This window comes from Pseudogemmatithrix spongiicola (assembly GCF_030623445.1).
GTDB lineage: Bacteria > Gemmatimonadota > Gemmatimonadetes > Gemmatimonadales > Gemmatimonadaceae > Pseudogemmatithrix > Pseudogemmatithrix spongiicola.
Genome location: NZ_CP130613.1, coordinates 499,193 through 523,256, shown reverse-complemented (window position 1 = coordinate 523,256; position 24,064 = coordinate 499,193). Strand labels below are relative to the sequence as shown.

Annotated in this window: 14 protein-coding genes; 6 read left to right on the top strand and 8 right to left on the bottom strand. The window is 66.7% G+C overall.

Annotated features, from left to right (window positions below):
- The first annotated feature begins 12 nt into the window (after positions 1–12).
- Complete coding sequence (locus tag Strain318_RS02325) at positions 13–792, top strand: hypothetical protein (RefSeq protein WP_367886927.1); 780 nt, start codon at positions 13–15, stop codon at positions 790–792.
- A gap of 706 nt (positions 793–1,498) precedes the next feature.
- On the opposite strand, the gene Strain318_RS02320 is transcribed toward Strain318_RS02325, so the two are convergent.
- Genes Strain318_RS02320 through Strain318_RS02305 form a run of 4 tightly spaced genes read right to left on the bottom strand, consistent with a single transcriptional unit; the run spans position 1,499 to position 7,499 of the window.
- A complete protein-coding gene (locus Strain318_RS02320; protein ID WP_367886926.1) occupies positions 1,499–2,884 on the bottom strand; it encodes a TldD/PmbA family protein in 1,386 nt (461 codons plus the stop codon).
- Entirely contained in the window at positions 2,881–4,503 is a 1,623-nt protein-coding gene (locus Strain318_RS02315; protein ID WP_367886925.1) for a TldD/PmbA family protein, read from the bottom strand. The genes Strain318_RS02320 and Strain318_RS02315 overlap by 4 nt, the downstream gene beginning before the upstream one ends.
- Positions 4,504–5,874, bottom strand: coding sequence for a TldD/PmbA family protein (locus tag Strain318_RS02310; RefSeq protein WP_367886924.1), 1,371 nt, complete (start codon positions 5,872–5,874; stop codon positions 4,504–4,506).
- Complete coding sequence (locus Strain318_RS02305) at positions 5,874–7,499, bottom strand: TldD/PmbA family protein (protein WP_367886923.1); 1,626 nt, start codon at positions 7,497–7,499, stop codon at positions 5,874–5,876. Before Strain318_RS02305 ends, Strain318_RS02310 begins: the two co-directional genes overlap by 1 nt.
- A gap of 118 nt (positions 7,500–7,617) precedes the next feature.
- On the opposite strand from Strain318_RS02305, the gene fdhF reads away from it, so the two are divergent.
- On the top strand, positions 7,618–10,572 hold the full coding sequence (gene fdhF / locus Strain318_RS02300; RefSeq protein ID WP_367886922.1) for a formate dehydrogenase subunit alpha: 2,955 nt from the start codon (positions 7,618–7,620) through the stop codon (positions 10,570–10,572).
- A gap of 7 nt (positions 10,573–10,579) precedes the next feature.
- Here fdhF and Strain318_RS02295 read toward each other — a convergent pair whose 3' ends face one another.
- The gene (locus Strain318_RS02295; protein ID WP_367886921.1) at positions 10,580–12,601 is read right to left on the bottom strand and encodes an ATP-binding protein; all 2,022 of its coding nucleotides are present in this window, start codon (positions 12,599–12,601) and stop codon (positions 10,580–10,582) included.
- Between the two features lie 112 nt (positions 12,602–12,713).
- On the opposite strand from Strain318_RS02295, the gene tdh reads away from it, so the two are divergent.
- From tdh to Strain318_RS02275, 4 genes are all read left to right on the top strand, one after another.
- Positions 12,714–13,742, top strand: coding sequence for an L-threonine 3-dehydrogenase (gene tdh / locus Strain318_RS02290; RefSeq protein WP_367886920.1), 1,029 nt, complete (start codon positions 12,714–12,716; stop codon positions 13,740–13,742).
- Between the two features lie 132 nt (positions 13,743–13,874).
- A complete protein-coding gene (locus tag Strain318_RS02285) occupies positions 13,875–15,077 on the top strand; it encodes a glycine C-acetyltransferase (RefSeq protein WP_367886919.1) in 1,203 nt (400 codons plus the stop codon).
- 8 nt (positions 15,078–15,085) lie between these two features.
- Positions 15,086–15,967, top strand: a complete 882-nt coding sequence (locus tag Strain318_RS02280; protein WP_367886918.1) for a sulfurtransferase — start codon at positions 15,086–15,088, stop codon at positions 15,965–15,967.
- Positions 15,933–16,445 (top strand): DUF488 domain-containing protein, encoded by a 513-nt coding sequence (locus tag Strain318_RS02275; protein ID WP_367886917.1) that lies wholly within the window; start codon positions 15,933–15,935, stop codon positions 16,443–16,445. The genes Strain318_RS02280 and Strain318_RS02275 overlap by 35 nt, the downstream gene beginning before the upstream one ends.
- On the opposite strand, the gene Strain318_RS02270 is transcribed toward Strain318_RS02275, so the two are convergent.
- The 3 genes from Strain318_RS02270 to Strain318_RS02260 all read right to left on the bottom strand — a co-directional run bounded on the left by Strain318_RS02270 (position 16,442) and on the right by Strain318_RS02260 (position 23,971).
- The gene (locus tag Strain318_RS02270) at positions 16,442–17,245 is read right to left on the bottom strand and encodes a hypothetical protein (RefSeq protein ID WP_367886916.1); all 804 of its coding nucleotides are present in this window, start codon (positions 17,243–17,245) and stop codon (positions 16,442–16,444) included. The genes Strain318_RS02275 and Strain318_RS02270 overlap by 4 nt on opposite strands.
- 77 nt (positions 17,246–17,322) lie before the next feature.
- The gene (locus tag Strain318_RS02265; RefSeq protein ID WP_367886915.1) at positions 17,323–22,248 is read right to left on the bottom strand and encodes a DEAD/DEAH box helicase; all 4,926 of its coding nucleotides are present in this window, start codon (positions 22,246–22,248) and stop codon (positions 17,323–17,325) included.
- 100 nt (positions 22,249–22,348) lie between these two features.
- A complete protein-coding gene (locus Strain318_RS02260) occupies positions 22,349–23,971 on the bottom strand; it encodes an NYN domain-containing protein (RefSeq protein ID WP_367886914.1) in 1,623 nt (540 codons plus the stop codon).
- Positions 23,972–24,064 lie beyond the last annotated feature (93 nt).

Below are 24,064 nucleotides of genomic sequence, written 5' to 3'. Positions count from 1 at the left end.
CTTGGTGGCATCATGGCTGCGCGCCAATCGCCCCGGTCGCTCCGCGCCGAGTACCAGGAGTTCGTGGAGCGCGAGATCGAGGACTACAAGAACTCCGTCTCGCGCGAGTTCCTGTACAGCATCGCGGCGGAGGCTGACGTCGCGTTAGGCGGCGCGGCGCAGCTCGGCATGCGTGACGTGCTTCTCGCCGACGAGGTGGACCGCATCATCGCGAAGCGCCTGCGGCTCCCGACCTACGAGACGTGGCGGAAGCGGCTGCTCAAGAACGCGAACGAGTTGCGGAAGCCGGAGCATTGGGGCCTGCGTCCGGACACGCCGCTCAAGCAGGCGATTCCCGCGCACCACTCCTCGGCGTCGGTGTTGGTCGCCGGCCCGCGCATCGAGGGCTCGGCGCTGTATTTCGCGGCCAACGGCTGCGAGGTGATGGCGGTGGAGAGCGAGGTCGCGGTGGTGAACAAGGTGCTGCAGTCGGCCAAGGACGCGGGCCTCACGGAGAAGCTGCGCGGCTTCGTGGCCGACTTGGTGAGCTTCACGCCGGACGGTCCGTTGGCGGCGGTGGTGTGCACACCGGCTGCGTTCGCCGAGCTGTCGGCGTTCGAGCGCGAGCGCGTGATCCAGTTGCTGCAGCAGGCGACGCAGGACGGGGGCGTGCACTTGATCGAGACGCTGGTGGCCGGTCAGGCGGTGCTCAGCGAGGAAGAGCTGCGGCAGCGTTACGACGGCTGGGAGATCAAGCTCGTGCCGGAGCCTGGCGCGACGCGGACGTTCATGGCGAAGAAGCAGGTGGCGTAGCTGAGCGACACGAATGTGCGCTGGCTCACGGTGTCATTCTGCGACAAGCGTCACTTCAGGTCTCGCCGACCATCGCCGTAAGTCTATATACTGCAAGGTGATATGCCACGCGGAAACTGGCATTGAAGTTGCGGAGTCTATCATATGAACGCGCCGACGTGCGGCGCGAGGACTCCGTCCCCAATAGGAGGGGACTTCATATGGTGGATATCGCGATGCAGGCAGAGCTTGAGCAGGAACCGGTGGGGATTGTCATTTCGCGCGGGAGCCGGGCGGAAGCGGCGCCGCGGTTTACGGCATATGTGTGGGGGCCGGTGCCAGAGGAATCCGAGCCGGCGTCTGTAGAAGCTGCGTAACTGACAACTGCAGTTGGAAGTTGTGAGTTGGGAGTTGGAAGAGAGCGCGAGGCCATAGGCTTCGCGCTTTTTCTCGTTACTCACTACTGCCAACTCCCGACCGCCGTAATAGCACACGGGGACCGCCGCTCTCGCGACGATCCCCGTGTGTGTGAAGCTGGCCAGCTTACTTCTTCTTCGCGGCCTTCTTCTTGGTGGCCTTCTTCGCGGCCTTCTTCTTCTTGGCAGCCATTGTACTATCTCCTTAAAGGAGTGGTCTTCCCGGCCGATCCCCCGGTGGATCGGTGGGTTCATGCGAAAGCCTCACGACTTTCGCATTTCGTGCGATCCGGAGCATCCCGGACCAGAAATCAGACAGCCTCGGACAGGCTGGTGAAGTTGAAATCCCTGACCTTCAGCGCCGGCATCACTACGCTTCCACCGGCTTCCGTCCCTGCGAGTCGCTCTGGCGCGCCGAGCATTTCGAGATTGTTCAGCATGAACAGCGGCGACTCATTGAACCGCAAATTCCGAATTGAACGCGAAATTCTTCCCTGTTCGATAAGAAAAGTTCCGTCGCGTGTCAAGCCCGTATAAAGAATGGTGCGTGGATCGACTTCGCGTAAGTACCAAAGTCGGGTGACCAAAATCCCGCGTTCGGTGCTTCGGATCATCTCGTCCATCGAACTCGACCCGCCCTGCATCTTCAACGACGTAGCACCTCCGGTCGCAACACGATTCTGCTTCTGCGCCCAGAAGCGCGAGGTCTGCAGCGTCTTCAAGTTGCCGTTCTCGACCCACACCTGGCGCGCCAGGCGCATGCCTTCGCCGTCGAACGGCTGGCCGAGCAGCTGCGGGTCCTGCGGGTCGGAGAACAAGGTGACGCGCTCGTCGACGATCTTCTCGCCGAGCTTGTTGCCGCCGCCCTGCTTGGAAAACGGCGAGCGCCCTTCGTCGGCGAGGCGCGCGTCGGCGTAGAACGCGATGAGCTGCACGAGGTCGCCGACGGCCTGCGGCTCGAGGATGACGGTGTAGCGCCCGGGCTCGACGGCGCGCGGTTCGCGCGACGCCCGGGCCTTGTCGATGGCGCGCTGCGACACCTTGGCGAAATCGATCTGCCGCCAATCCGGATGATCCGCCGCGGCCCAGCCCGAGCCCGTGCCATCGGCCGTGCGGACGGTCAGCGTATAGTTGGTGCTCGTCGCGCGGTGATACGCGAACATGCCCTTGCTGTTCGCCAGCGCGGTGCAGCCGGCGCCGACGACGAGATAGCCCGCCGCCTTGAGGTCGCCGGCGGAGCGCGCGGGCTGCAGCGCGGTGAGCGCCGCGCGGGCGCGCGTGCCGGCATCGGTGGCGGCGGTGCTGTCGAAGTACGACTCGACCGGCACGTACTGCTGCGGCTCGAGCAGCGGCATCGCTTCCGGATCGTCCGGCGCGAGGCGCGCCAGCACTTCCGACTGCTCGACGCAGCGGCGCAGCGAGGCTTCCGACAGGTCGTTGGTCGTCACGACGGCGTGCTTGGGGCCGAACCAGCTCTGCACGGCCAGCTGTCCGTCGGTGACGGCGCCCGCGGTGCTCATCTGGTTGTCGGCGAAGCGGACGTTGGTCGTGTGGTTGGAGCCGAGCTGCACGTCGATGCCGTCGGCCTTCGAGAAGCGCATCACGCGTTCGCAGATGGCCTGCGCCTCGGCGCGCGAGAGAACGGCGCCGGCCGGCACGCCCTGCTTCAGCCGCTTGAGCGTATTGTCGGCGCTCATCCCTGCCTCCCGGTGTTGATCACGTTGACCTGGCGGAACCGCGCCGGCGGCGAGCCGTGGCTCACCGCGTTGACCTGAGGCGGCTGTCCCTTGCCGTCGAAGAAGCTGCCGCCGAGTTCGTAGCTCGCGCGGCCGCCGATGGCGTCCATGGAGTTCCAGAAGTCCGGCGTGCGGATCTGGTAGGCGACGTCCTTGAGCATGCCTTCGATCTTCCCGCCCTTGATCTCGTAGAAGACCTGGCCGCCGAACTGCGCATTGTAGCGCTGCTGGTCGATCGAGAACGAGCCGTCGCCGACGATGGCGATACCGCGGTCCACGCCGGCAATGAGGTCGTTCCAGGTCTTGTTGTCGTTGCCCGGCATCAGCGAGACGTTCGGCATGCGCTGGAACGCCACGCTGCCCCAGCTGTCGGCGTACGAGCAGCCGTGCGAACGGACGGGCTTGCCGCTCTTGGTGTACCAGTCCCGCAGCCAGGGCGCCTGCTCGCGCGTGGTCTGGTAGTCGTTGAACATGCCCTCCTTCACGATCAGGAAGTCATCCGGGCGCTCGCCGTCGTCGTCGTAGCCGATGGTCGAGAGCGCGCCTTCCTGCGAACGGTCGCCCTGCACGTTCATGATGCTCGGGCCGTACTTGAGCGTGCCGAGCTGGCGCTCCGGCGGCGCGATGAAGCTGGTGCCGGCGTAGTTGGCCTCGTAACCCATCGCGCGGTCGAGCTCGGTCGGGTGGCCGATGGACTCGTGGATGGTAAGCCACATGTTGCTGGGCGCGAGCACGAGGTCGTAGCGGCCCACATCCACCGGCTTGGCCGAGAGCTTCTCGTTGGCCTGCTCGGCCCACTTCCGCGCGTTGCCGGGCAGGTCGCACTGCTGCACGTACTCGAAGCCGCGGCCCATCGGCGCGGCCTCGGCGCCGGTGCGGCTCTGGAAGTCCGAGAAGTCCGGCTTCACGGCGGTCGCCGTGAACAGCGGCCAGCTGCGGATGAGCGTTTGGTCGGTGACGGTGCCTTCGGTGCTCGCGAACAGCTTCTCCTGCTTCACGAAGAACAGGATGCTGTTCACGAAGCGGACGTTCTGGACCTTCATCGCCTCGGCGTTGGCCGAAAGGAGGAGGTTGACCTTTTCCTCGAGCGGGACGTCGAAGGGATCGCGCGTGACCGGCGAGCGCCAGGTGGCGTTCGGGTAGGCCTGCACCGGCGCGAGCTCGACGGAGCGGTCGCGGGCCACGCGGTTGGCGCGGGCGATGGCGACGGCCTCGCGGGCCGCAGAGGTGATGGCCTCGCGCGTGAGCGTGCGGGTCGCGGCGAAGCCCCAGCAGCCGTCGACGAGGGCGCGGACACCGCAGCCGAGCGTGTCGGTGTCCACGACGTTGACGATCTGCTGTTCGCGGGTGACGACGAAGTTCTGGCGGATGCGCGCGATGCGGGCGTCGGCGTACGAGGCGCCGGCCATCTTGGCCGCGTTGATCGCGTCCATCAGGAGTTCCTTCGAGAGTCCGCTTTGGAAGCGGTCGAGGTCGTCCAGGGCCGGGGCGGCGCCGACGGGTCGTGGTGCTGACGCGAAGGCGATGGCCGCAGCCGCTGCTGCTCCGGTGGTCCGGAGGAAATCGCGGCGGTCCGTCATTTAGATGGCGTCACTCGTGGAGGTGAAGTTGAAATCCCGGACCTTCATGGCCGGGATCATGATGGCCTGGCCCGGACCGCCGGACTCCGAGGCGCTGACGCGCTCCGGCCGACCCATCGCGAGCAGGTTGTTGAGCATGAAGATCGGCGACTCGTTGTAACGCAGGTTCTTCACCGGACGGGTGACGCGGCCGTTCTCGATGAGGAAGGTGCCGTCGCGGGTGAGGCCGGTGAAGAGGATGGTGCGCGGATCGACGCCGCGGATGTACCAGAAGCGCGTGACGAGCAGGCCACGCTGCGTCGAGGCGATCATCGACTCGACCGTCTCGTTGCCGCCGTTCATCGCCAGCGTGCCGCCCGTGCTCGACTGCTGCTTGCCGGTGCGCTGGGCCCAGAACCGATCGTAGGCGAGGTTCTTGACGACGCCGTTCTCGATCCAGGTGGTCGCGCCGACGGGCGAGCCGTCGCCGTTGACGGTGTTGGCCGGGACGCGCGGGTCCAGCGGGTTGGAGTAGAGCGTCACGCGTTCGTCTACGACCTTCTCGCCGATCTTGTTTCCGCCGCCGGCTTTGGAGAAGAAGGAACGGCCTTCGTCGGCGTTGCGGGCGTTGAGCGCGCCGCCGATGAGCTGGATGAGATTCGCCGCGGCCGTGGGCTCCAGCACGACGGTGTAGCGGCCCGGCTCGATGGCGGCGGCGTTCACCGAACGCCGGGCCTTCTCGATGGCGCGCTCGGCGAGCTGGCGCGGGTCGATGCGCGTGAAGTCGTTGTCCGACGCGCCGGCCCAGCCGGACCCCTGGCCGTCCTCGGTGCGCACGGTGGTGGTGAAGGCGACGCCCGTGCTGCGCTGGTAGGCGAACAGGCCCTTCGAGTTCGCAATCGCGAAGGCCTGCGCCTGGGCCTCGAGGTAGCCCGTGCTCACCAGGCCGGCGGCGCGCGCACGCTCCGTGATCTGGCGGACGGCATCGGCGCGGGCGTCGGGTTCCAGGGACGCCGTGGCGTCGTTCCACACGACGGCATCCTGGTAGGTCTGCGGCCCGAGTTCGGGCAACAGCTCCGGATCGTCCGGCGCGAGCTTGGCGATGCGCTCGGCGTTCTGCACGGCGTCGCGCAGGGCGGCTTCGTCGAGGCGATTCACCGTGACGTTCGCGACCTTCTTGCCGAACACGGCACGGATGGAGACCGCGGCGTTGTAGTTGTCGCCGGCGGTGGAGATCTGGTTCACGGCGAAGCGCGTGTTGGCGCGCACGCCGGAGTTGATCGTCACCCGGCACTCGTCGGCCGTGGAGAACTCGAGGACGCGCTTGCAGATGGCTTCGGCTTCGGCGCGGGAAAGATGGCGCGCGACGGCGCGCAGGGAGCGGCTCGACATCAGGCCTGCCTCCCGGTGTTGATGACGTTCACTTGCTTGTGCCGGGTTGGGGGGCAGCCGTGCGAGACGGCGTTGGACTGCGAGGGCTGGCCCTTGCCGTCGCCGAAGGCGCCGCCGAGCTCGTAGCTGCGCTGGCCGCCGATCATGTCCATGGCGTTCCAGAACTCCGGCGTGCGGATCTGGTAGGCCACGTCCTTGAGCATGCCGGTGATCTTGCCGTTCTTCACCTCGTAGAACAGCTGGCCGCCGAACTGCGCGTTGTAGCGCTGCTGGTCGATCGAGAACGAGCCATCGCCGACGATGGCGATGCCGTTCTCGGTGGCGGCGATGAGATCCTCCCACACGAGATCGCGCTCGCCGGGCATGAGGTTCACGTTCGGCATGCGCTGGAACTGCACATCGGCCCAGGTCTGGGCGTAGGAGCAGCCATGCGAGCGCGTCGGCATGTTCTGCGACTTGTACCACCAGTCGAGCCACATCGCCTGCTCGCGCGTGGTCTGGTAGTCGACGAAGATGCCGTTCTTGATGATGTGGAAGCTTTCCGGCGCGACGCCTTCGTCGTCCCAGCCGCAGGCCGAGAGCGAGCCCGGCGCCGAGCGGTCGGCCACGACGTTCATGAAGTCGGGCCCGTAGCGGAACTTGCCGAGGAACTGCTCTGGCGGCGCGAGGAAGCTGGTCCCGGCGTAGTTGGCTTCGAAGCCATAGGCGCGGTCGAGCTCCGTCGGGTGCGCGATGGCCTCGTGGATGGTGAGCCAGAGGTGCGTGGGGTGCAGGATGAGGTCGTAGCGGCCCACCTCGACCGGCTTCGCACTGAGCTTCTGCCGCGCTTCCTCGACCCAGCGGGCGGCGTGCGCCTTCATGTTCGAGTCGAGCACGTGCTCGTAGCCCAAGCCCTTGGGCTGGATGTCGGTGCTCTGCCGCGTCTGGAAGTCGCGGTTGTCGGCGGAGACCATGGTGACGGTCATGCCGGGCTGGGCGCGGAAGATGGTCTGCTGCGTGACGGTGCCTTCGGTGCTCGCGAAGGTCTTCTCGTCCTTGAGGAAGAACATCTGCGAGTTCACGAAGCGCGCGCCGGCGGCGAGCGCGGCGGCGTTGGCGTCCATGAGGTACGCGACCTTGTCCTCGATGGCGACCGAGAATGGATCGATGCGCGCCGGGGAGCGCCACTGCCCATTGGGGACGGGCGGGTGGTGGATGGGCGCCAGCTCGAGCGGCTTCACCATCGCGCGGCGGTTGGCGCGGGCCTGCGCCACGGCTTGGCGCGCGACGCGGGCGACTTCGTCGGCGCTGAGCTCGCTGGACGCGGCGAAGCCCCAGGTGCCCTCGACCATGACGCGGACGCCGAAGCCGAAGGTCTCGTTGTCGCCGATGTTGGTGACGCGACGCTCGCGCGTGCCGATGTTCTGTGAGCGGGCCGACGAGATGCGGCAGTCGGCGTAGGAGGCACCGGCGGCGCGGGCGGCGTCGATGGCGCGCATCGCGAGTTCGCGGTGATCGCTGTCGCCGCTCCAGAGCGGTTGCCGCGCCTCGAGGGCGGCGGCCTGCGCGCGGTCGGCGGTGAGGAGGCTCGCAGCGGCCGCGGCGGCGGCCGAGCTGCGGAGGAAGTCACGACGGGACGTGCTCACGCGGAACCCTCGGTAGGGGAGATGACCTGCCCAGCGAATATACGACCTGACACGTTGTGTACGCGCGGGCGCAGTGCCAACGTTCAGACACTGGATCCCCCCTCCGGAGTTTGCCGCAATGCCAAAGTTGACCATCGACGGCCGCGAGTGCGCGGTCGCGGATGGCGCGACGATTCTCGATGCCGCGCGTGCCGCTGGCATCGACGTGCCCACGCTGTGCTGGTACCCCAAGCTTCCGACGGTCGGCAATTGCCGCATTTGCCTCGTGAGCGTCGAGGGGACGGCGAAGTTGCTGCCTTCCTGCGCGACGCCGGCCGCCGAGGGCATGGTCGTGCACACCGAATCGCAGGCGGCGGTGAAGAACCGCCAAGGTGTGCTGTCGCTGCTGCTTGAGCGGTATCCGGCTGAGGAGATCCCCGCGGACCGAGGCCGCAACGAGTTCGAAGACCTCGTGCACCGCTACGAGGTGCCGCGGACGCGCTCGCGCGAACTGCCGCTGCGCACGGGCGACGAGCGCCCGACGGACGGCATCATCACGCACGACATGTCCACCTGCATCCTCTGCACGCGCTGCGTGCGGGCTTGCGAGGACATCCAGGTGGTGGGCGTGCTCGAAGTCGCCGAGCGCGGCGAACACGCGCAGATCGTCGTCGGCGCGGACGGGAACCCGGAGCACGCCGGCTGCACCTGGTGCGGCGAGTGCGTGCGGGTGTGCCCGACCGGCGCGATCCACGACATCCTGCCGATGGCGAAGCTCAAGGCCGGCGTGATGGAGCAGCCCAAGGAGACGGTGCGCAGCGTGTGCCCGTACTGTGCGGTGGGCTGCCAGCTCGACCTCGAGGTGCGCGGCGGCCAAGTCACGCGCGTGGTCTCGCCGTGGATCGAGGAGGAGACGCCGAACGAAGGCAGCACCTGCGTGAAGGGGCGTTTCGGCACGGATTTCATCCTGCACCGCGACCGCCTCACCACGCCGCTGATCCGTCGCGGCTGGCAGCGCGGCGCCGACGGGCAGTGGCGCTACGATGCCGCCAGCGACGCGGTGGCGACGCAGTTCCCGCGCCGTGGCGGCCCGTGGGAGCTCGTCGAGGAGGAAGGCGCCGCGGCCAAGGATCGCCGCCCGCGCACCAATCCGTTGCGCAAGCGCATGGACCCCGGCGCCGACGCGGCGCTTGCCGATCCGCGCGACCGCATCGCCACGCCGCGCGAGTGGTTCGACGTCTTCCGCGAAGCGACCTGGGACGAGGCCATGGAGCTCAGCGCGCAGCAGTTGGCGCGGCTGCGCGACACGCGGGGCCCCGATTCCCTTGCCACCTTCGCCAGCGCCAAGTGCGCGAACGAAGAGAACTACGTGCTCCAGAAGCTGTTCCGCGCCGGCATCGGCACGAACAACGTCGACCACTGCACCCGGCTCTGCCATTCCAGCTCGGTGAGCGCGATGCAGCGCGCCCTCGCCACCTCTGCCTCGTCAGGCTCGATGCGCGAGGTCGAGCACGAGAGCGACGTCATCTTCATCCTCGGCGCCAACACGACGGAGAGCCACCCGGTGTTCGGGGCGGCGATCAAGCGCGCCCTCAAGCGCGGCGCGACACTGATGGTCGCCGACCCCCGCCGCATCGAACTCGCCGCCCGCGCCGACGTGCACCTGCAGCTGCTGCCCGGCACGGACGTGGCGCTGCTGAACGGCATGCTGCACCACATCCTCGCGATGGGCCTCGAGGACAAGGACTTCATCGCCAAGCGCACGCGCGGCTTCGACGAGGTGCGCGCGGCGGTGCAGCGCTACACCCCTGAGCTGGCGGAGAGCATCACCGGTGTGCCGGCGGCGACGATCCGCCGCGCGGCCGAGCTGTACGCCCGCGGGCCCAACTCGGCGACGCTCTGGGCGATGGGCCTCACGCAGCATCACACGGGCACGGACATCGTCACGTCGCTGCTCAACCTGATGCTGGCCTGCGGGATGATCGGCCGCTGGGGCGCACCGATGATTCCCATCCGCGGGCAGAACAACGTGCAGGGCGCGTCGGACATGGGCGCCATTCCGTTTGCGTTCACCGACTACCGCCGCGTGGATGATCCGCAGGTGCGGACGCTGTACGCCGAGGCCTGGGGCGTGGATCCGGCCAAGCTCGACGCGAAGCCAGGCCGCAAGGTGACCGAGATCGTCGGCAAGGACTCGCCGGTGCGCGGGATGTACATCATGGGCGAGAATCCGATCATCTCGGACCCGGATGTGGCGCACGCCGAGGATTGGTTCCTCGGACTCGAGTTCCTCGCGGTGCAGGACCTGTTCCTGACGGAGACGGCGCGCTGCGCGGACGTGGTGCTGCCGGGGGCGAGCTTCGCTGAGAAGGACGGCACCTACGTGAACACGGAGCGCCGCATCCAGCTGGCGCGGAAGGCCGTGGAGCCGCCGGGCCAGGCGCGCGGCGATCTCGATATCGTGCTGGATCTCTCGCGGCGGCTGGGCGTGCCGACGCCCTACGCGACCGCGTCCGAGGTGTTCGATGAGATCGCGCGTGTGACGCCGAGTTGGCGTGGGGTGTCGTATCGGCGCCTGATGGAGCGGCCGGCTGGCCTCCAGTATCCCGTGCCCGACGCGTCGAGCGAAGGCATGGCGTTCCTGTTCGCGGATCGCTTCCCGACGCCGGACGGCAAGGCCCTGCTGGTGGCGACGGAGTACTTGCCGCCCGCCGAGCTCCCGGACGCGGAGTTCCCGTTCTTCATGAACACGGGCCGCCAGATGTACCACTGGCACACCGGCACGATGACGCGGCGTTCGACGGCGCTGGACGCGCGCGAAAGCACCGCGACGGTGGAGCTGAACCCGCTCGATGCCGCGGAACTCGGCGTGCAGGACGGCGACGAAGTGAGCCTGACCTCGCGCCGCAACACGATCCGCATCGCGGTGCGGCTCTCGGATCGTGTGGCGCGCCGGCAGGTGTTCGTGCCGATGCACTACCGCGAGGCGGCCGCGAACCTGCTGACGAACCCCGCGTTCGACGGCCCGTCGGGGATCCCGGAGTTCAAGGTCTGCGCCGTGCGCGTGGAGGCGGTGAAGCCAGCGCTGGTGTAGCGCCGGCTCAGCCGGCGACCGCGCTGTCGTCTGGGTCCACGCCCGGCAGCAGGACGTTGAAGGTCGTCCCGACGCCGAGCGTCGACTCGACGCCGATCTCCCCGCCCGCTTGGTGCACGATGCCGTGCACGGTGGCGAGGCCGAGGCCGGTGCCCTTGCCTTGCGGTTTGGTCGTGAAGAACGGCTCCCAGATGCGCGCGACCACTTCCGGTTCCATGCCCGTGCCCGTGTCGCGCACGGAGACGCGGACGCCGACGCCGTCGCGGTAGCGGGTCCGCACGACATCCACGCCCAACTCGCCGCCGTTCGGCATCGCATCTCGGGCGTTGACCGCGAGGTTCATGAGCACCTGCTCGAACTGTGCGGGATCGATGCGGACATCGGGCAGGTCGGTGCCGATGCGCACATTGAGGCGCACAGTGCTGCCGAGCAGCGGGTCGAGAAGTCGCATGAAGCCACCCACGAGATCGCCGACATCGACGACCTTCGGGGCGACGACGCGGCGCCTGGCGAAGGCGAGGAGCTGCTGCGTGAGTTCGCCGGCCCGCGTCGCGGCGCGTTCGATCTCGGCAAGGTCCGCCTGGCGCGGGTCGTGCGCGGGCAGCGACTGCGCGAGGATGCCGGCATACCCGACAACGGCGGTCATCAGGTTGTTGAAGTCATGCGCGACGCCGCCGGCAAGGCGCCCGAGGGCCTCGAGGCGACGCGTCTCGGCCTCGGCCGACTCGTGCTTGCGGCGGTCGGTGACGTTGCGGACCACCTGACTCGCGCCGACGATGTCGCCCTGCTCGTCGCGCACGGGACTGTAGGTGATCTCGAACTCGTCGCGCGCGAGCGCCGGATCGCCGACCTCACGGATGGCGGTGAAGCGGTGGCCTTGCAGGGCGCGGCGCCAGTGCGCCACCGATTCGTCGCGATCCATCGGCAGGCTCTCGAGCACGTCGTCCATGCGCATGCCGGGGCGCACGGTCACGCCGGAGATGCGATGGAATCCGCGCACCCAGGCGGGGTTCACGGCGATGATGACGAGGTCGTGGTCGATGGCGGCGATGGGGTCGCCGGAGCTTTCGATGATGGCGGCGAGCTGGGCGAAGGCGCCGCGGGCGCGCGCCTCGGCGATGGCGCGTTCGACGAGCGTGAGCGGGAAGATCATCGTCGGGCCCGCGAGCGAGGCGACGTAGATCCAGGCTCGGCGCCCACGGACGATGGGGTCGTCGCCGAACTGGCCGAAGGGCCCGACGTCGAGCACCGTCGAGGCGATGACGGCGACGACGAACATGGCGGCGAAGACGGCGTAGCCGCGCACGCCGAAGCGCAGACCGGCCCACACGAGGAACGGCACGGTCGCGACGGCGGCGGGCAGCTGCAGCCGCGGCCACGCCGGCTCGAAGAACGCCCAGACGAGCGCGATGGCATAGACCGCGGCCAGCAACGGCAGCTCCCAGCGCCAGGTCGTGCTGGCACGTACCTCGATGCGGGCCGGCGCGCTCTGGGCCAGCAGGATCGGTGCGATCGCGTACATCGAGGAGACCGCCGAGACCCACCACTCGCCCGTGGTATAGCCTGGCGCGATCTGGGGGCCGACGATCTCGACAATCAACGTCGCGAGCAGCGTCGTCGGCAGCGAGCCGAGGAGCACGACGACGCCCAGCCACGCATAGGAGAGTGCGCCGCGGAGCGGGTGCCGACCGCCGCTCAGCCACTGATGGAACAGCACGACGGCGATGGTCTGCGCCATCAGCTGGGCCGTGCCGGTGATGGAACGCATCCAGTCGCCGCTATGGCCGCCCGCGCCGAGGATGATGGCGACGGAGAGCGCGATGGCGGTCCAGGGGCGATCCCGCTCGCGGCTGCTGAAGAGGATGGCGACGGCGAGGCCGTGCAACGGCCACGGGATGACCGCGAACTCCATGTGTCGCAGCACGGGCCCGGCCGCATACGTCACGAGTCCCGCCATCGCGATCCAGGCGACGAGGGCGGGCGTGCTGTAGGGCCGATAGGCGTGGCGCGGAATGGAGCCGACGGACATCGCTGGCGGAACTCGAGGGGCCCCCTTTCTTCGAGGGGGCGAGAGGGTGACGTTTCTATGCTGAAGGTACACCACGACGCCGATGGGAGTATCGGCCCTGCCCCGCCATTCCGTGCGCGCTCTCGTCAAATCCGCCCCGACCCAGGGGTTCACGCTGAAGGAAGTCCCCGTCCCCACCATCCGCGACGACGAGGTGTTGATCCGCGTCCGGCGCGCCGGCGTCTGCGGCACCGACGTCCATATCCACGAGTGGGATGCCTGGGCGCAGGGTCGCTGCAAGCCGCCGTTCATCGTCGGCCATGAGTTTGCCGGCGAAGTGGAGAAGGTCGGCGCGCTGGTGACCGACGTAAAGGTCGGCGACCGCGTGACGGCGGAGGGCCACATCGTCTGCGGGATGTGCCATCTGTGCCGCACAGGCAACGCGCACGTGTGCCCGAACACGAAGATCATCGGCGTGGACCGCGACGGCGCCTTCGCCGACTACATCGCGATGCCGGCGACGAACGTGTGGCAGCTGGATGCGAACATCCCCTTCGAGATCGGCGGCATCCACGACCCGATGGGCAATGCCTTCCACACGGCGCTGCACGGGACGGAGCTCTCGGGCAAGACGGTGCTGGTCACCGGCTGCGGCCCGATCGGCATCTTCGCGGTGGGCATCGCGAAGGCGGCGGGGGCCTCGCACATCGTGGCCAGCGACGTGAACCCGAAGCGCCTGGCATTGGCGACGACGATGGGCGCGCACAGCGCGGTGCACCCGCAGGACGCCGAGGCGGCAGTGCAGAAGGCGACGCACGGACTCGGCGTGGACGTGGTGCTCGAGATGAGCGGCGTGCCGGCGGCGGTGCACCAGGGCTTCAAGCTCGTGCGCGTGGGCGGCCGCGTGCAAATGCTCGGGATCCCCGCGAAGCCGATGGACGTGGACTTCGCGACGGAGATCATCTTCAAGGGCATCACGGTGTACGGCGTGGTCGGCCGCCGCATGTATGACACCTGGATCCAGATGACGCAGTTCCTGCGCGCGGGGCAGTTCGATCCGACGCCGGTCATCACGCACCGGTTCCCGCTTGAGGCGCACGCAGAGGCGATCGCGGCGATCAAGTCCGGTGAGGCCGGGAAAGTGGTGTTCGAGATCTCCTGATTCTCATGCACTGGCTCACAACTGCAGTTGCGGGTTGTGAGTTGGGAGTTGGGAGTAACTGCGACCGGCGCGCATCTCCCCTCGTCCAGTGCTTTCAACTACCAACTGCCAACTTTCAACTGCAGTTATTCGATGAATTCGAACTTCGTCTCCGAGCTCCAGTCCGGCATTGACGCCCTCAAGGCCGCCGGCACCTACAAGAAGCTCAACCATCTCGACTCCCCGCAGTCGGCCCGCGTGCAGATGGAAGGCCGCGGGGAGGTCCTGATCCTCTCGTCCAACAACTACCTCGGCCTCTGCGACGAGCCGAGCGTGGTGCAGGCGGGCATCGACGGGCTCAAGAAGTACGGCGCGGGTACGGGCTCCGTGCGTTTCATCTGCGGCACCTTCACGGTGCACCGCGAGCTCGAGACGGCACTGGCGCGCTTCGTGGGCACGGAAGCGTCGATGAGCTACGTGTCGGCGTGGAACGCGAACGAGGGCCTGACGGCCAGCGTGGTGCAGGAAGGCGACTTCGTGATCTCGGATGCGCTGAATCACGCGTCGATCATCGACTCGATCCGCCTCGCGAAGGCCATCACGAAGTGCACGACGGCCGTGTACAAGCACAGCGACCTCGACGACCTGGTCGAGAAGCTGAAGGCGAACAAGGCGGCGAAGCGTCGGCTCATCTGGACGGACGGCGTGTTCTCGATGGAAGGCAGCGTGGCGAAGCTGCCGCAGCTGCTGCAGATCGCCAAGGACCACGACGCGATCCTCATCATGGACGATTCGCACGCCACCGGCGTGCTCGGCAAGACGGGCCGCGGCACGGCGGAGCATTTCGGCGTGCTGGGCGAAGTGGACGTGATCACGAGCACCCTGGGCAAGGCGCTGGGCGGTGCGGCGGGTGGCTTCGTAGCCGGACCGACGGCGCTCTGCGACACGCTCACGCAGCGCTCGCGGCCGCAGCTGTTCTCCAACGCCCTGCCGCCGACGGTCGCGGCCTCGGCCCTGGCGAGCGTGGAGTTCATCGAGCAGCACCCGGAGCGCGTGCAACAGCTGCGCGACAACACGGCATTCTTCCGCGGGGCGATCGTCGAGGCGGGCTTCAATCCGCTCGAGGGCGACACGCCGATCGTGCCGATCATCATCGGCGAGACGGCCGATGCCATCCGCATGAGCGAACTGCTGCTGGAAGAAGGCATCTTCGTGACGGGCTTCGGATTCCCTGTGGTGCCGCAGGGCACGGCGCGCTTGCGCTGCCAGATCTCGGCCAGCCACACGAAGGCGGATCTCGAGTTCGCGGTGGCGGCGATTCGTCGCGTGGGCCTGAAGACCGGCGTCATCAAGTGAGGCAGACCATGCGCGCGTTGCTCGCGGCGGCGGCCCTTCTCGGACATGCGACCACACTCGACGCGCAGGCGTCGGCGCTTCCGCCGGTGGTCAGCGCCGAGTGGCTCGCGCTGCAGCTCGCGCGGCCGGGCGTGGTCGTGCTGCACGTCGGGAGCGACTCGTCGTATCGCGCCGGGCACGTGCCGGGCTCGCTGCGGTTGGACTTCGAGCGTGTGATGGTGGCGCCGATGGTGCCTGGCGGCCTACGCCTGCAGCTGCCGACAGTCGAGGCCCTGCAAGCCGGGCTCCGTGACCTCGGCGTGCGCGACGATTCGCGCATCGTGCTCGTGTTCGATGGACCCGCGCGCATGCTGCAGGCCGGACGCGCATTCTATACCCTGGAGTGGGCGGGCCTCCGTGGCCGCGTGGCGGTGCTCGACGGCGGGCTGCCCGCGTGGCGCTCGTCGGTGGCGCGCACTGTCGCGAGCGGCGCAGGCCGCAGCCCCATCAGTGGCGATGTGCGCATCGTGCCGGATACCTCGCGGCTCGTGACGCGCGACGGTGTGCGTGCGGCGATCGCCGATGGCGGTCGGCAGCTCATCGACGCCCGCACGGAACAGTTCTTCACGCCCACGGCACTTGGCGGTGGTCCGAACGGCGGGCACATCGAGAGCGCGGTGAGTCTGCCGTTCACGAGCGTGACCGATGCCGAAGGACGCTTCAAGCCGCGCGAGGAGATCGAGCGCCTGCTGATCGCCACGGGCGTGATTCCCGGCGAAGCGACGGTGACGTACTGCCACATCGGGCTGCAGGCGAGCTGGGTGTACTTGGCGCTGCGGCACATCGGGCGGGATGTGGCGCTTTATGATGGGTCGTATGAAGATTGGGTACGTCAGGAGACACCTCGCTGAGGGGAACCCAATGCCGCTGTGCACGATCGGATACGAGAAGCGATCGCTCGACGAGTACATCGACCTCCTGCTTGAGGACGGCGTCGAGGTTGTGGTGGACGTGCGCGAAACGGCGTGGTCACACAAGCCAGGATTCTCCAAGACGGCCTTCGCCTCCGGCCTGAGGGCCGCAGGCATCGCCTACGTCCACGTACCGGCGGCTGGGAACCCGAAGTGGCTCCGCGAGGCCGCTGCGAGCCACGCCGAGTGCTTGGCCTTGTACCGCTCCTACGTGAGGCACCATCCCGAGGTGCTTGAAGTGCTCAGCAATGCCCTCCGGGAACACGGAGTTGTGCATCGCCGAATCGCCTTGACTTGCTTTGAGCGCCATCCCGAGGACTGTCATCGCGGGATCTTGGCTGAGCTCTGGGCGGAACAGAACGAAAGTGAGGTTCTGCACCTCGGGCCCGAGGGCTGCAAGCGGCTGATTCCCGCCTAGAACAGCCGCTGTTGGGCTTGGCGCTTCGGGTACCAGAGTCCGATGACGCCCCAAGTTTGCTGGTGCAGGCGAAAGTTGCCGATGAAGAGGCGGAAGTCGCGCGTCTCGAGATTGGAAATGCTCTCCAGCTTCTGCCGCGCCTTCTCCCAGTCCCGATCGCGACGGGCGAGCTCGAGCAAGCCCCAATCCAGCACCATCATATCGTGGGGATTCTTGGCGCAGGTGTCACAGGCAACCGCGCAGCGCCACGCGATGCGGATTTCGTGTTCGAGGAACTCCAGCTCCTTGTACTCGGGCAGGAAGAAGTCCCGTTGGGCGGTGACGCTCGCCCACTTCTCCTCGAATTCGCGACGGGCGGAGGCGGGCTTCCGGCTAAGGTAGACTCGTTCCACTGCACCGGGACGGATAAGTCCAATTGAGCTGTCGTCGCGCAGCCTCGCCGCCTCGAGATCGGCGATGCTCTCGTAGTGCCAGGACCGGTCCCGGTTGATCCACTCGGCGCGCCCCGCCCATTCATCCCGATCGGTCGGAATGTTGCGGATAATCCTGAGCGATGCGGGGTCAATCCGATGGCTCTCTGGACGATTGTCCTTGGGATTCGGCTCTGCGCGGACCTCGACCACATCGCCGATGCTATAGGCCCTGTCGCTCCCGAGATAGCGCAGCGGAACGGGGTACAGCCGGATGGGCCGACCACGCTCGTCCACCGCGCCGGTACAGACGGTCTCGGTGTGCCTGCTGCTCAGCTCTGGGTAGGTCTTGCCCCAGATGAGCACGCGCAAGAGTTCGGACTGGCCCATCGGAACACCCTAACCTTCGCGCCACCGTGCCTCACATCGTTTCCTCGCAGCCGGTAGCGCCGCGTTGCGAGGAGCCGCTAGCTCTCCAGCACGTCCAGCTTCGGGAGCTGGTCCACCAGCTTGAGCGTCTCGACGCTGAGCGCGATGACGCGCAGGAGCAGCTCCAGCGGGTACTTAGGATTCTTCATCGTCTCGATGGCCCAGGCGTTGGTATCGTTGACGATGCCACTGTCCTTGTCGGTGCGGACGCCCTGGCGCTCGACGACCCAGTCGATGGCCGAGCGGCCGGCAATCACGTAACTGTGCGCGTGATCCGGGATGTTGCGGACTGTGATGAACTCGTTGTAGTGGATCGTCGTGAGGTCCTTGGCGCCTTCGACCTTGCTGTACCGCATCTTCTCGACACGGTAGTGCTCGTCGGTGAGCGTCTTGCCTTTGGTGTCGACGACGACCTCGGGGCAGCGGTTGTAGTCGAACGATTCGTAGTTGACGTGCCACTCGCCGAGGGTGCGACCGATGTTGTGGATGTCCCAGAAGTCCTCGCGGGACTTCACGCGAGGGATGCGGGGGAGTTCCTTGGCGAGGTTGTCCTTGAAGCTGCGGAGGTACTCCGGGTGGTGGAGGATGCCGTAGCAGTAGTAGAAGATGGATTCCTTGTCGAGCGAGGGGTCGTTGGGGTAGGCGGCGCGGAAGTGGGCGAGGGCGGCGTCTGTGATGGCGAGCTTCTGGTCGCCCACTGCAGAAGAGGGTGCAGAAGCACCAAGCAGGAGTTGCGGAGCAGTGACGTCGTCCTTGTCCTCTGCATCCGCACCGTACCAATAGAGCGGAAAGGCCTGCACATCGCCGTTGACGTGAAGATCCGGGATGATATCAGACATCAACGCGACAAAGCCGGTCATCTTATACGCAGCGTTCACCAGGATGACTCTGTTGTCCTGCCCATCCGGAAAGATTCGAGGATGTTGGCCTGGCCGGGTGATGAATGCACGGTCGAAGTACAGCCAGCGCTTGTTGAAAGGCCGATACAGGCTCGGCCGCAAGTGATCCTGGCTAAACTCGCCTCTACGTCCGCTTAACGCCGAGCGGAACATCTTGTCGTCCCATCCGAACTTTGAGGGGTCCGTGTCAACGAAGCCCCGGACGTCGTCGAGCGTGAGTTCCTGACCGGCGGCCTTGGCGTTGGCGATGCGCTTGACCTCGCCGTTGAAAAACTGCACCGCAGACTGAAAGTTCTTCGCGAGCATCTCCTGCGAGTCCTGGTACGCCCAAACATCCCGATTAGTACTCACGCCAAGAGAGTAATTCTCGAACATCGACGGATCAGACCCACGCTTGTCACCGATTGCCAAGAACCGCTCGAAACTAGGCACTCTCTGGTTCAACCAGTCACCGTGCTCGTCCGGCGTAATCGACTGCCACGAGCCCGCAGCCTCGATGCCTGCGATGCTTGCGAGGCCTTGGAGCTTCTCGAGCTTTTCCTCGCGGCTTAGATAGTCGCCAATCTCATAGAAGTACACCCGACCGCTCACACGAGCGTCTGGGTTCCGCACAAGCAGGGTAACAGCTACCGGCGTCCGTGTTCCGGCTCCGAAGACATTGTCCTTCTCCTTGCGTCGCCGTTCACCCTGTGTGCGGGCGTCGCCGCGCAGGTGAAAGACGTAGATGCTGCTATACTCATCGACGAGCGACCTTCTGATACCCGAGCCGGCGTTCCCTTCAAGGAACCCCGCGTTGGTCACAAATCCTACGACCCCACTCTTGCCGACACGCTCAGTCGCCCAGCGCAATGCCCTGATATAGCTGTCGTACAACGCCTTCTTCTGCGTCGCCGTGGAGCGCTTTACGTAGGTCTCAGCGATGCGTTCGTCCAGGTGCGGGTAAGCCACGTTCTGGTTGTCGTCTGCTGCATCCTTTTGGCCAGCCGAGTACGGCGGATTCCCCACAATCACGCGAATATCCAGCCTCTTCTGCCGCTTCCGCCGCGCACTGTTGTCCACTAACAGCTCGCTGAGCAGGTCCTCCTTCTCATACATCTGGAACGTGTCCGTCAGCAGGATGCCCGGAAACGGCTCATACTCCCCGCCCACGATGCTGTGATACACGGACTCGATGTTCACGCCAGCGATGTAATAGGCGAGCAGCACGATCTCGTTAGCGTGAATCTCCTTCCGATACTTCCGCTGCAGCTCTTCCTTGGAGATCAACCCGCTCTGCAGTAGCCGCGTGATGAACGTCCCCGTCCCCGTGAACGGGTCGAGGATGTGCACCCCCTCGCTGCCCAAGGTCTGACCGAACTCCTTCTCCAGCAGGTGCGCCACGCTGTGGATGATGAAGTCCACCACCTCCACCGGCGTGTACACGATGCCCAGCCGCTCGGTGAGCTTCGGAAAGGCGCCGCGGAAGAACTTGTCATAGAGCTCCACGACGATCTTCTGCCGCCCCTCGGCGCTGTCGATCCCCTCCGCGCGCATCTTCACGCTGGCATAGAAGCCCTGTAGGGTATCGGCCTCCTTCTCCAGATGATGCTCCTGCAGCACATCGAGCACCTTCTGCATCGCCCGGCTGATCGGGTTGCGATCCGCAAAGCCCTGCCCCGCGAAGATGGCATCGAACACGGGCTTGGTGATGAGATGTTGCGCGAGCATCTCGATCACCTCGGCATCTGAGATGCTGTCGTTGAGGTCGTCGCGCAGCTCCTTGGCAAACTCGGCGAAGGCCGCCCGCTCCCGCTCGTGCTTGGGGTCCTGCACGAGGAGCGTGATGCGGTCGATGTGCGTCTGGGCGATCTTCGCGATGTCGTTGGCCCACTCTTCCCAGTGCTGCCGGTTGCCGACCTTCTGGACGAGCTTGGCGTAGATGGCGCGCTCGATCTCGCCGATCTCGAACTCGATCTGCGTCTGGTTAAGCTCGGCGTCCTCCTTGGGTGACGGCTTCGCGCCAATCCCGAACGCGCCCTTGGCTCTCTCGGCCGTGCCCTTCTTGCGCGGCTTCTGCTGGATGCGGTCGGTGACGGCGATGACTTCCATCTTGCTGGGCGGCACCTTCATCAGGTCCAGCTTGTTGACCATCGCGTCGAAGCTGTCGTCGTGCGAACGCAGGGCCTGCAGCACCTGCCAGACGACCTTGTACACCTCGTTGTTGTCGAGCGCCTCGTTTGGCGCAACGCCGGCAGGAATCACGACAGGCAGCACGACGTAGCCGAGGTCCTTGCCGGGTGCCTTGCGCATTACGCGGCCCACCGACTGGACGACGTCCACCTGCGAATTGCGCGGGGTGAGGAAGAGCACGGCATCGAGCGCGGGGACATCCACGCCTTCGCTGAGGCAGCGCACGTTGCTGAGAATGCGGCAGGTGTCGGCGGGCGCCGGCGACTTGAGCCAGGCGAGCTTGGCTTCCTTCTCGCTGGCGTTCATCCCGCCGTCCACGTGCTGCGCCTCGCAGCGCAGCGTGACGGCCTGCTCCTCGGGCGGCGCGGACTGCTGATAGGCCTCGACTACCGCCTGGAACATCGAGGCGATGTTCATCGAGCTGACCTTGTGCTTCTTGCCCGTGCTCGGCTTGATGACCTGGCAGAAGGCGACCGCGCGGCGCATCGGGTCGCCGTAGTTGCCGTACTCCCTGAAGCCCTGCTTGGCCAAGGCCTTCCAGCAGCCGACGATCTTGCTCGCGTCGTCCACCTTGAGCTGGTTGTTGGGGTCGGCGAGCAGCCCCTGCAGGCGCTTGTTGACGTGTGACTCCTCGATGGCCAGCACCACGACCTTGTAGTCCACGAGCAGGTTGCGCTGCACGGCGTCGGAGAAACTGAGGCGGTGCAGCTCCTCGCCGAACAGCGCGGGGTCGTCCATCGAGGCCAGCGTGACGCTCTCTTTGTCGGCAGTCGCCTTCGCCGCATTCCCATAGATGCGCGGCGTCGCCGTCATATAGAGCCGCTTGCCGCCCACGATGTAGCCAGCGTCGTGGACCTTCACGAAGCTGCTCTCGTCCGCATCGGCCCAGGTCGCACCCGTGGTCCGGTGGGCTTCGTCGCAGACGATGAGGTCGAACTCCGGCAACCCGTGCTCGGCCTGCGCCTGATGCACGACCTCGATCGAGTGATAGGTGCTGAACACGACGGTCATATGCTGCGCATCGTGCCGCGCCTTCACCTCCGCGGCGAGGCGCTTGGCGTCAGTAGTTGCCGGAAAGCGCAGCTCGTGCGTGACGGTCTGGATGCTGTCGTCGTCGGCGGATTTCTTCTTGCCGACGTCGCTGTCGGAGCACACGGCAAAGCTGTGCAGGCCGACGTTGCTCTCCTGAGTCCACTCCGTGAGCGTCTGCGAGAGCAGCGCGAGGCTCGGCACTAGGAACAGCACGCGCTTGCCTTCACCGGCCTGTCGCTCGGCGATCTTGAGGGCCGTGAAGGTCTTACCCGTGCCGCAGGCCATCAGGAGCTTGCCGCGGTCGGCCTTCTTGAGCCCGGTGATGACGTCTTCGATCGCCGAGCGCTGGTGCGGGAACGGCGACTTCTTGGGCTTCAGGGCGGGCGCCGCCTTGGCCTTCGGCTTGAACTGCGCCCAGTCGATTTGACTGGTCTCGAGATCGTAGAGGGTGATCTTGCTGACGGGGATCTGCTGGCCCGCGAGGGCTGCTTCCGCGTTCTCGGACCAGTGATCCGTGCTGCTGACGATCACGCGATGCGAGAACGGCTTCTGCCCCGACGCCGTGAAGAAGCTGTCGATGTCGGATTTCTGGATGCGGTAATCCGGCGCGTAGAACTTGCACTGGATGGCGTGGATCTCATCCGTGTCGCGTGTCTTCGCGACGAGGTCGATGCCGACGTCCTTCGCGACCCTCCCTTCGGACTTGGCCCAGTCGGCGAAGGTCCAGACATCGCTGTAGAGGTCTTTGTAGTTGGCTTCGTGCCGCAGGTACGCAAGGATCAGCTCCTCGAAGTACGTCCCTTTCTCACGCTCGCTCACAGCGGCAGCGCGGAAGCTGTCCAGCAACTCTACGAGTGCAGTCATTCTCAGAAGCTAGCCATGGGGACTGACGCTCTCAACGCAGCGCGCGGGGCACCCTCAGAGGGCGCCCCGCGCGTTTGCCTGGTGTAACCGCGAAGAAGGCCTAGACCTTAGCCTTCTTCTTCGCCGCCGGCTTCTTGGCCTTGGGCGCATCGCCCTCCGCCTTGGCGGCCTTCTTCTTGGCCGGCGCGGCCTTCTTCTTCGCGCCCTTGGCCTCAGTCGCCTCGGCCTTCGGCTCTTCAGCCTTCGGCGTCGGCTCGTCGTGCTCGACGACGCCGAGGAGGAGCAGCGACGGCGGCACCGGCTTCGCACCACGCGCGCCACCCTTGGACGGAATGCCACGCGCGCCCATGCCGCGCGGCACCGGCGTCGTCGCGACCGGAGCCGGCGTATGCGCAGCTTCCGCCGCGCTCAACTGATCGGCGATGCTCGGCGCGTCCGCAACAGCCGTGACCTCGAAGGCCTCGCCACGCTTGCGGAGGTCGAGGATGCCGGCGTCGTGCGCGTCCTTGAGGATGCGCGCGAAGTTCTTGGCCGAGAGCGACTCGGAATCGCGGCCGAGCAGCGCGAAAGCCTTCGCACGCACGGTCTCCGACGGCACCGGGTTGTCGCCGGCGGCGACGGCGTTCACGGCATCGCGGACCAGGCCGAAGGCCTCGTCACGCGTGAGGCGAATGCCGGCGACGCCGATGGTTTCATCGACCTTGGGCGCAGGCGCCGGGCGCGGACCGCGGTCCGGACGGCCACCGCGCTCTTCACGCGGCGCCGGTGCGGCAGCAGCGGCCGGCGCGTCGGCGACGGCGAGCTCGCCCTGTGCAGGCGTCGCCGGACGATCGTCACGGTCGCGACCACGACCCCCGCGGCCCCGACGGCCCCGACGGCCCCGACCACCCTCGCGCTCTTCACCTTCGGCGCGGGGAGCCGCAGGTGCCGCGGCAGCGGCGACCGGTGCGACGCCACCCTTCGGCGGGCCGACCTCGAGCTGACCGTTCTCGAGCTTCGCGACGTGCAGGAGGCCCTTCTGCGCGGCCTCCATGCAGAAGCGCGAGAACTTCGACATGCCGAGATCCTTCTCGTCGAAGGTCGCGTCGATCTCCTGCATGACCTGCTTGAGACGGTCAGCGCGCATGACGTCGCCGTTCTTCTGCATGCGGCCGATGGCCTCCGTGACCAGCTCCCACGGATCCCACTTCTTGGCCGCCCCGTTCTCGTCGCCCGTCTTCACGAGACCGGCGAGGGCGTTGTAGCTGTAGTACTCGTCGCAGTTCTGGACGAGCAGGTCACTCGACGACTCGCGGATACCGACGCCGATGACGTACTTGCCGTACTCCTTGAGCTTGAGCACCAGCGACGAGAAGTCGCTGTCGCCGGAGAGCAGGATGTAGGTGCCGATCTCGGGCCGCGTGAAGACGAGCTCGATGGCGTCGACGGCGAGGCGGATGTCGGTGGCATTCTTCTTCGACGAGCCGTAGGCCGGCGCGAAGATGAGGTCGATCGACGACTCGCTGAGCGGGACGATGTACTGCGGATAGCGGCGCCAGTCGGCGTAGGCGCGCTGGACCGCGACCTTGCCGGAAATGATGGAGCTGCTGAGGAGGTTGCGAAGCTCCGTCTGCAGGTCGGAGCGGATCCCCATCGTGACGTTGTCGAAGTCGATGAGGAGTGCGGCGTTGGGCGCGTGGGCGGAGGTGCCGCCGAGTGCGCTGGCCTGCGGGCCCCTGTGCAACGGGGCGACCGGGCCGCGCGGAACACGCGCGGCGGCCGGTGAAGCGGAACGAGGGTGCATCTGTATCCTGGCGTGAATCGCCGTGTGAGTGCC

Excerpts from the sequence above, each read along its gene's own strand:
- Strain318_RS02265 (WP_367886915.1), bottom strand. The coding sequence starts at position 22,248 with ATGACTGCACTCGTAGAGTTGCTGGACAGCTTCCGCGCTGCCGCTGTG.
- Strain318_RS02285 (WP_367886919.1), top strand. The coding sequence starts at position 13,875 with ATGAATTCGAACTTCGTCTCCGAGCTCCAGTCCGGCATTGACGCCCTC.
- fdhF (WP_367886922.1), top strand. The coding sequence starts at position 7,618 with ATGCCAAAGTTGACCATCGACGGCCGCGAGTGCGCGGTCGCGGATGGC.
- Strain318_RS02275 (WP_367886917.1), top strand. The coding sequence starts at position 15,933 with ATGAAGATTGGGTACGTCAGGAGACACCTCGCTGAGGGGAACCCAATG.
- Strain318_RS02295 (WP_367886921.1), bottom strand. The coding sequence starts at position 12,601 with ATGTCCGTCGGCTCCATTCCGCGCCACGCCTATCGGCCCTACAGCACG.
- Strain318_RS02280 (WP_367886918.1), top strand. The coding sequence starts at position 15,086 with ATGCGCGCGTTGCTCGCGGCGGCGGCCCTTCTCGGACATGCGACCACA.
- Strain318_RS02310 (WP_367886924.1), bottom strand. The coding sequence starts at position 5,874 with ATGTCGAGCCGCTCCCTGCGCGCCGTCGCGCGCCATCTTTCCCGCGCC.
- Strain318_RS02315 (WP_367886925.1), bottom strand. The coding sequence starts at position 4,503 with ATGACGGACCGCCGCGATTTCCTCCGGACCACCGGAGCAGCAGCGGCT.
- Strain318_RS02320 (WP_367886926.1), bottom strand. The coding sequence starts at position 2,884 with ATGAGCGCCGACAATACGCTCAAGCGGCTGAAGCAGGGCGTGCCGGCC.
- Strain318_RS02270 (WP_367886916.1), bottom strand. The coding sequence starts at position 17,245 with ATGGGCCAGTCCGAACTCTTGCGCGTGCTCATCTGGGGCAAGACCTAC.
- Strain318_RS02325 (WP_367886927.1), top strand. The coding sequence starts at position 13 with ATGGCTGCGCGCCAATCGCCCCGGTCGCTCCGCGCCGAGTACCAGGAG.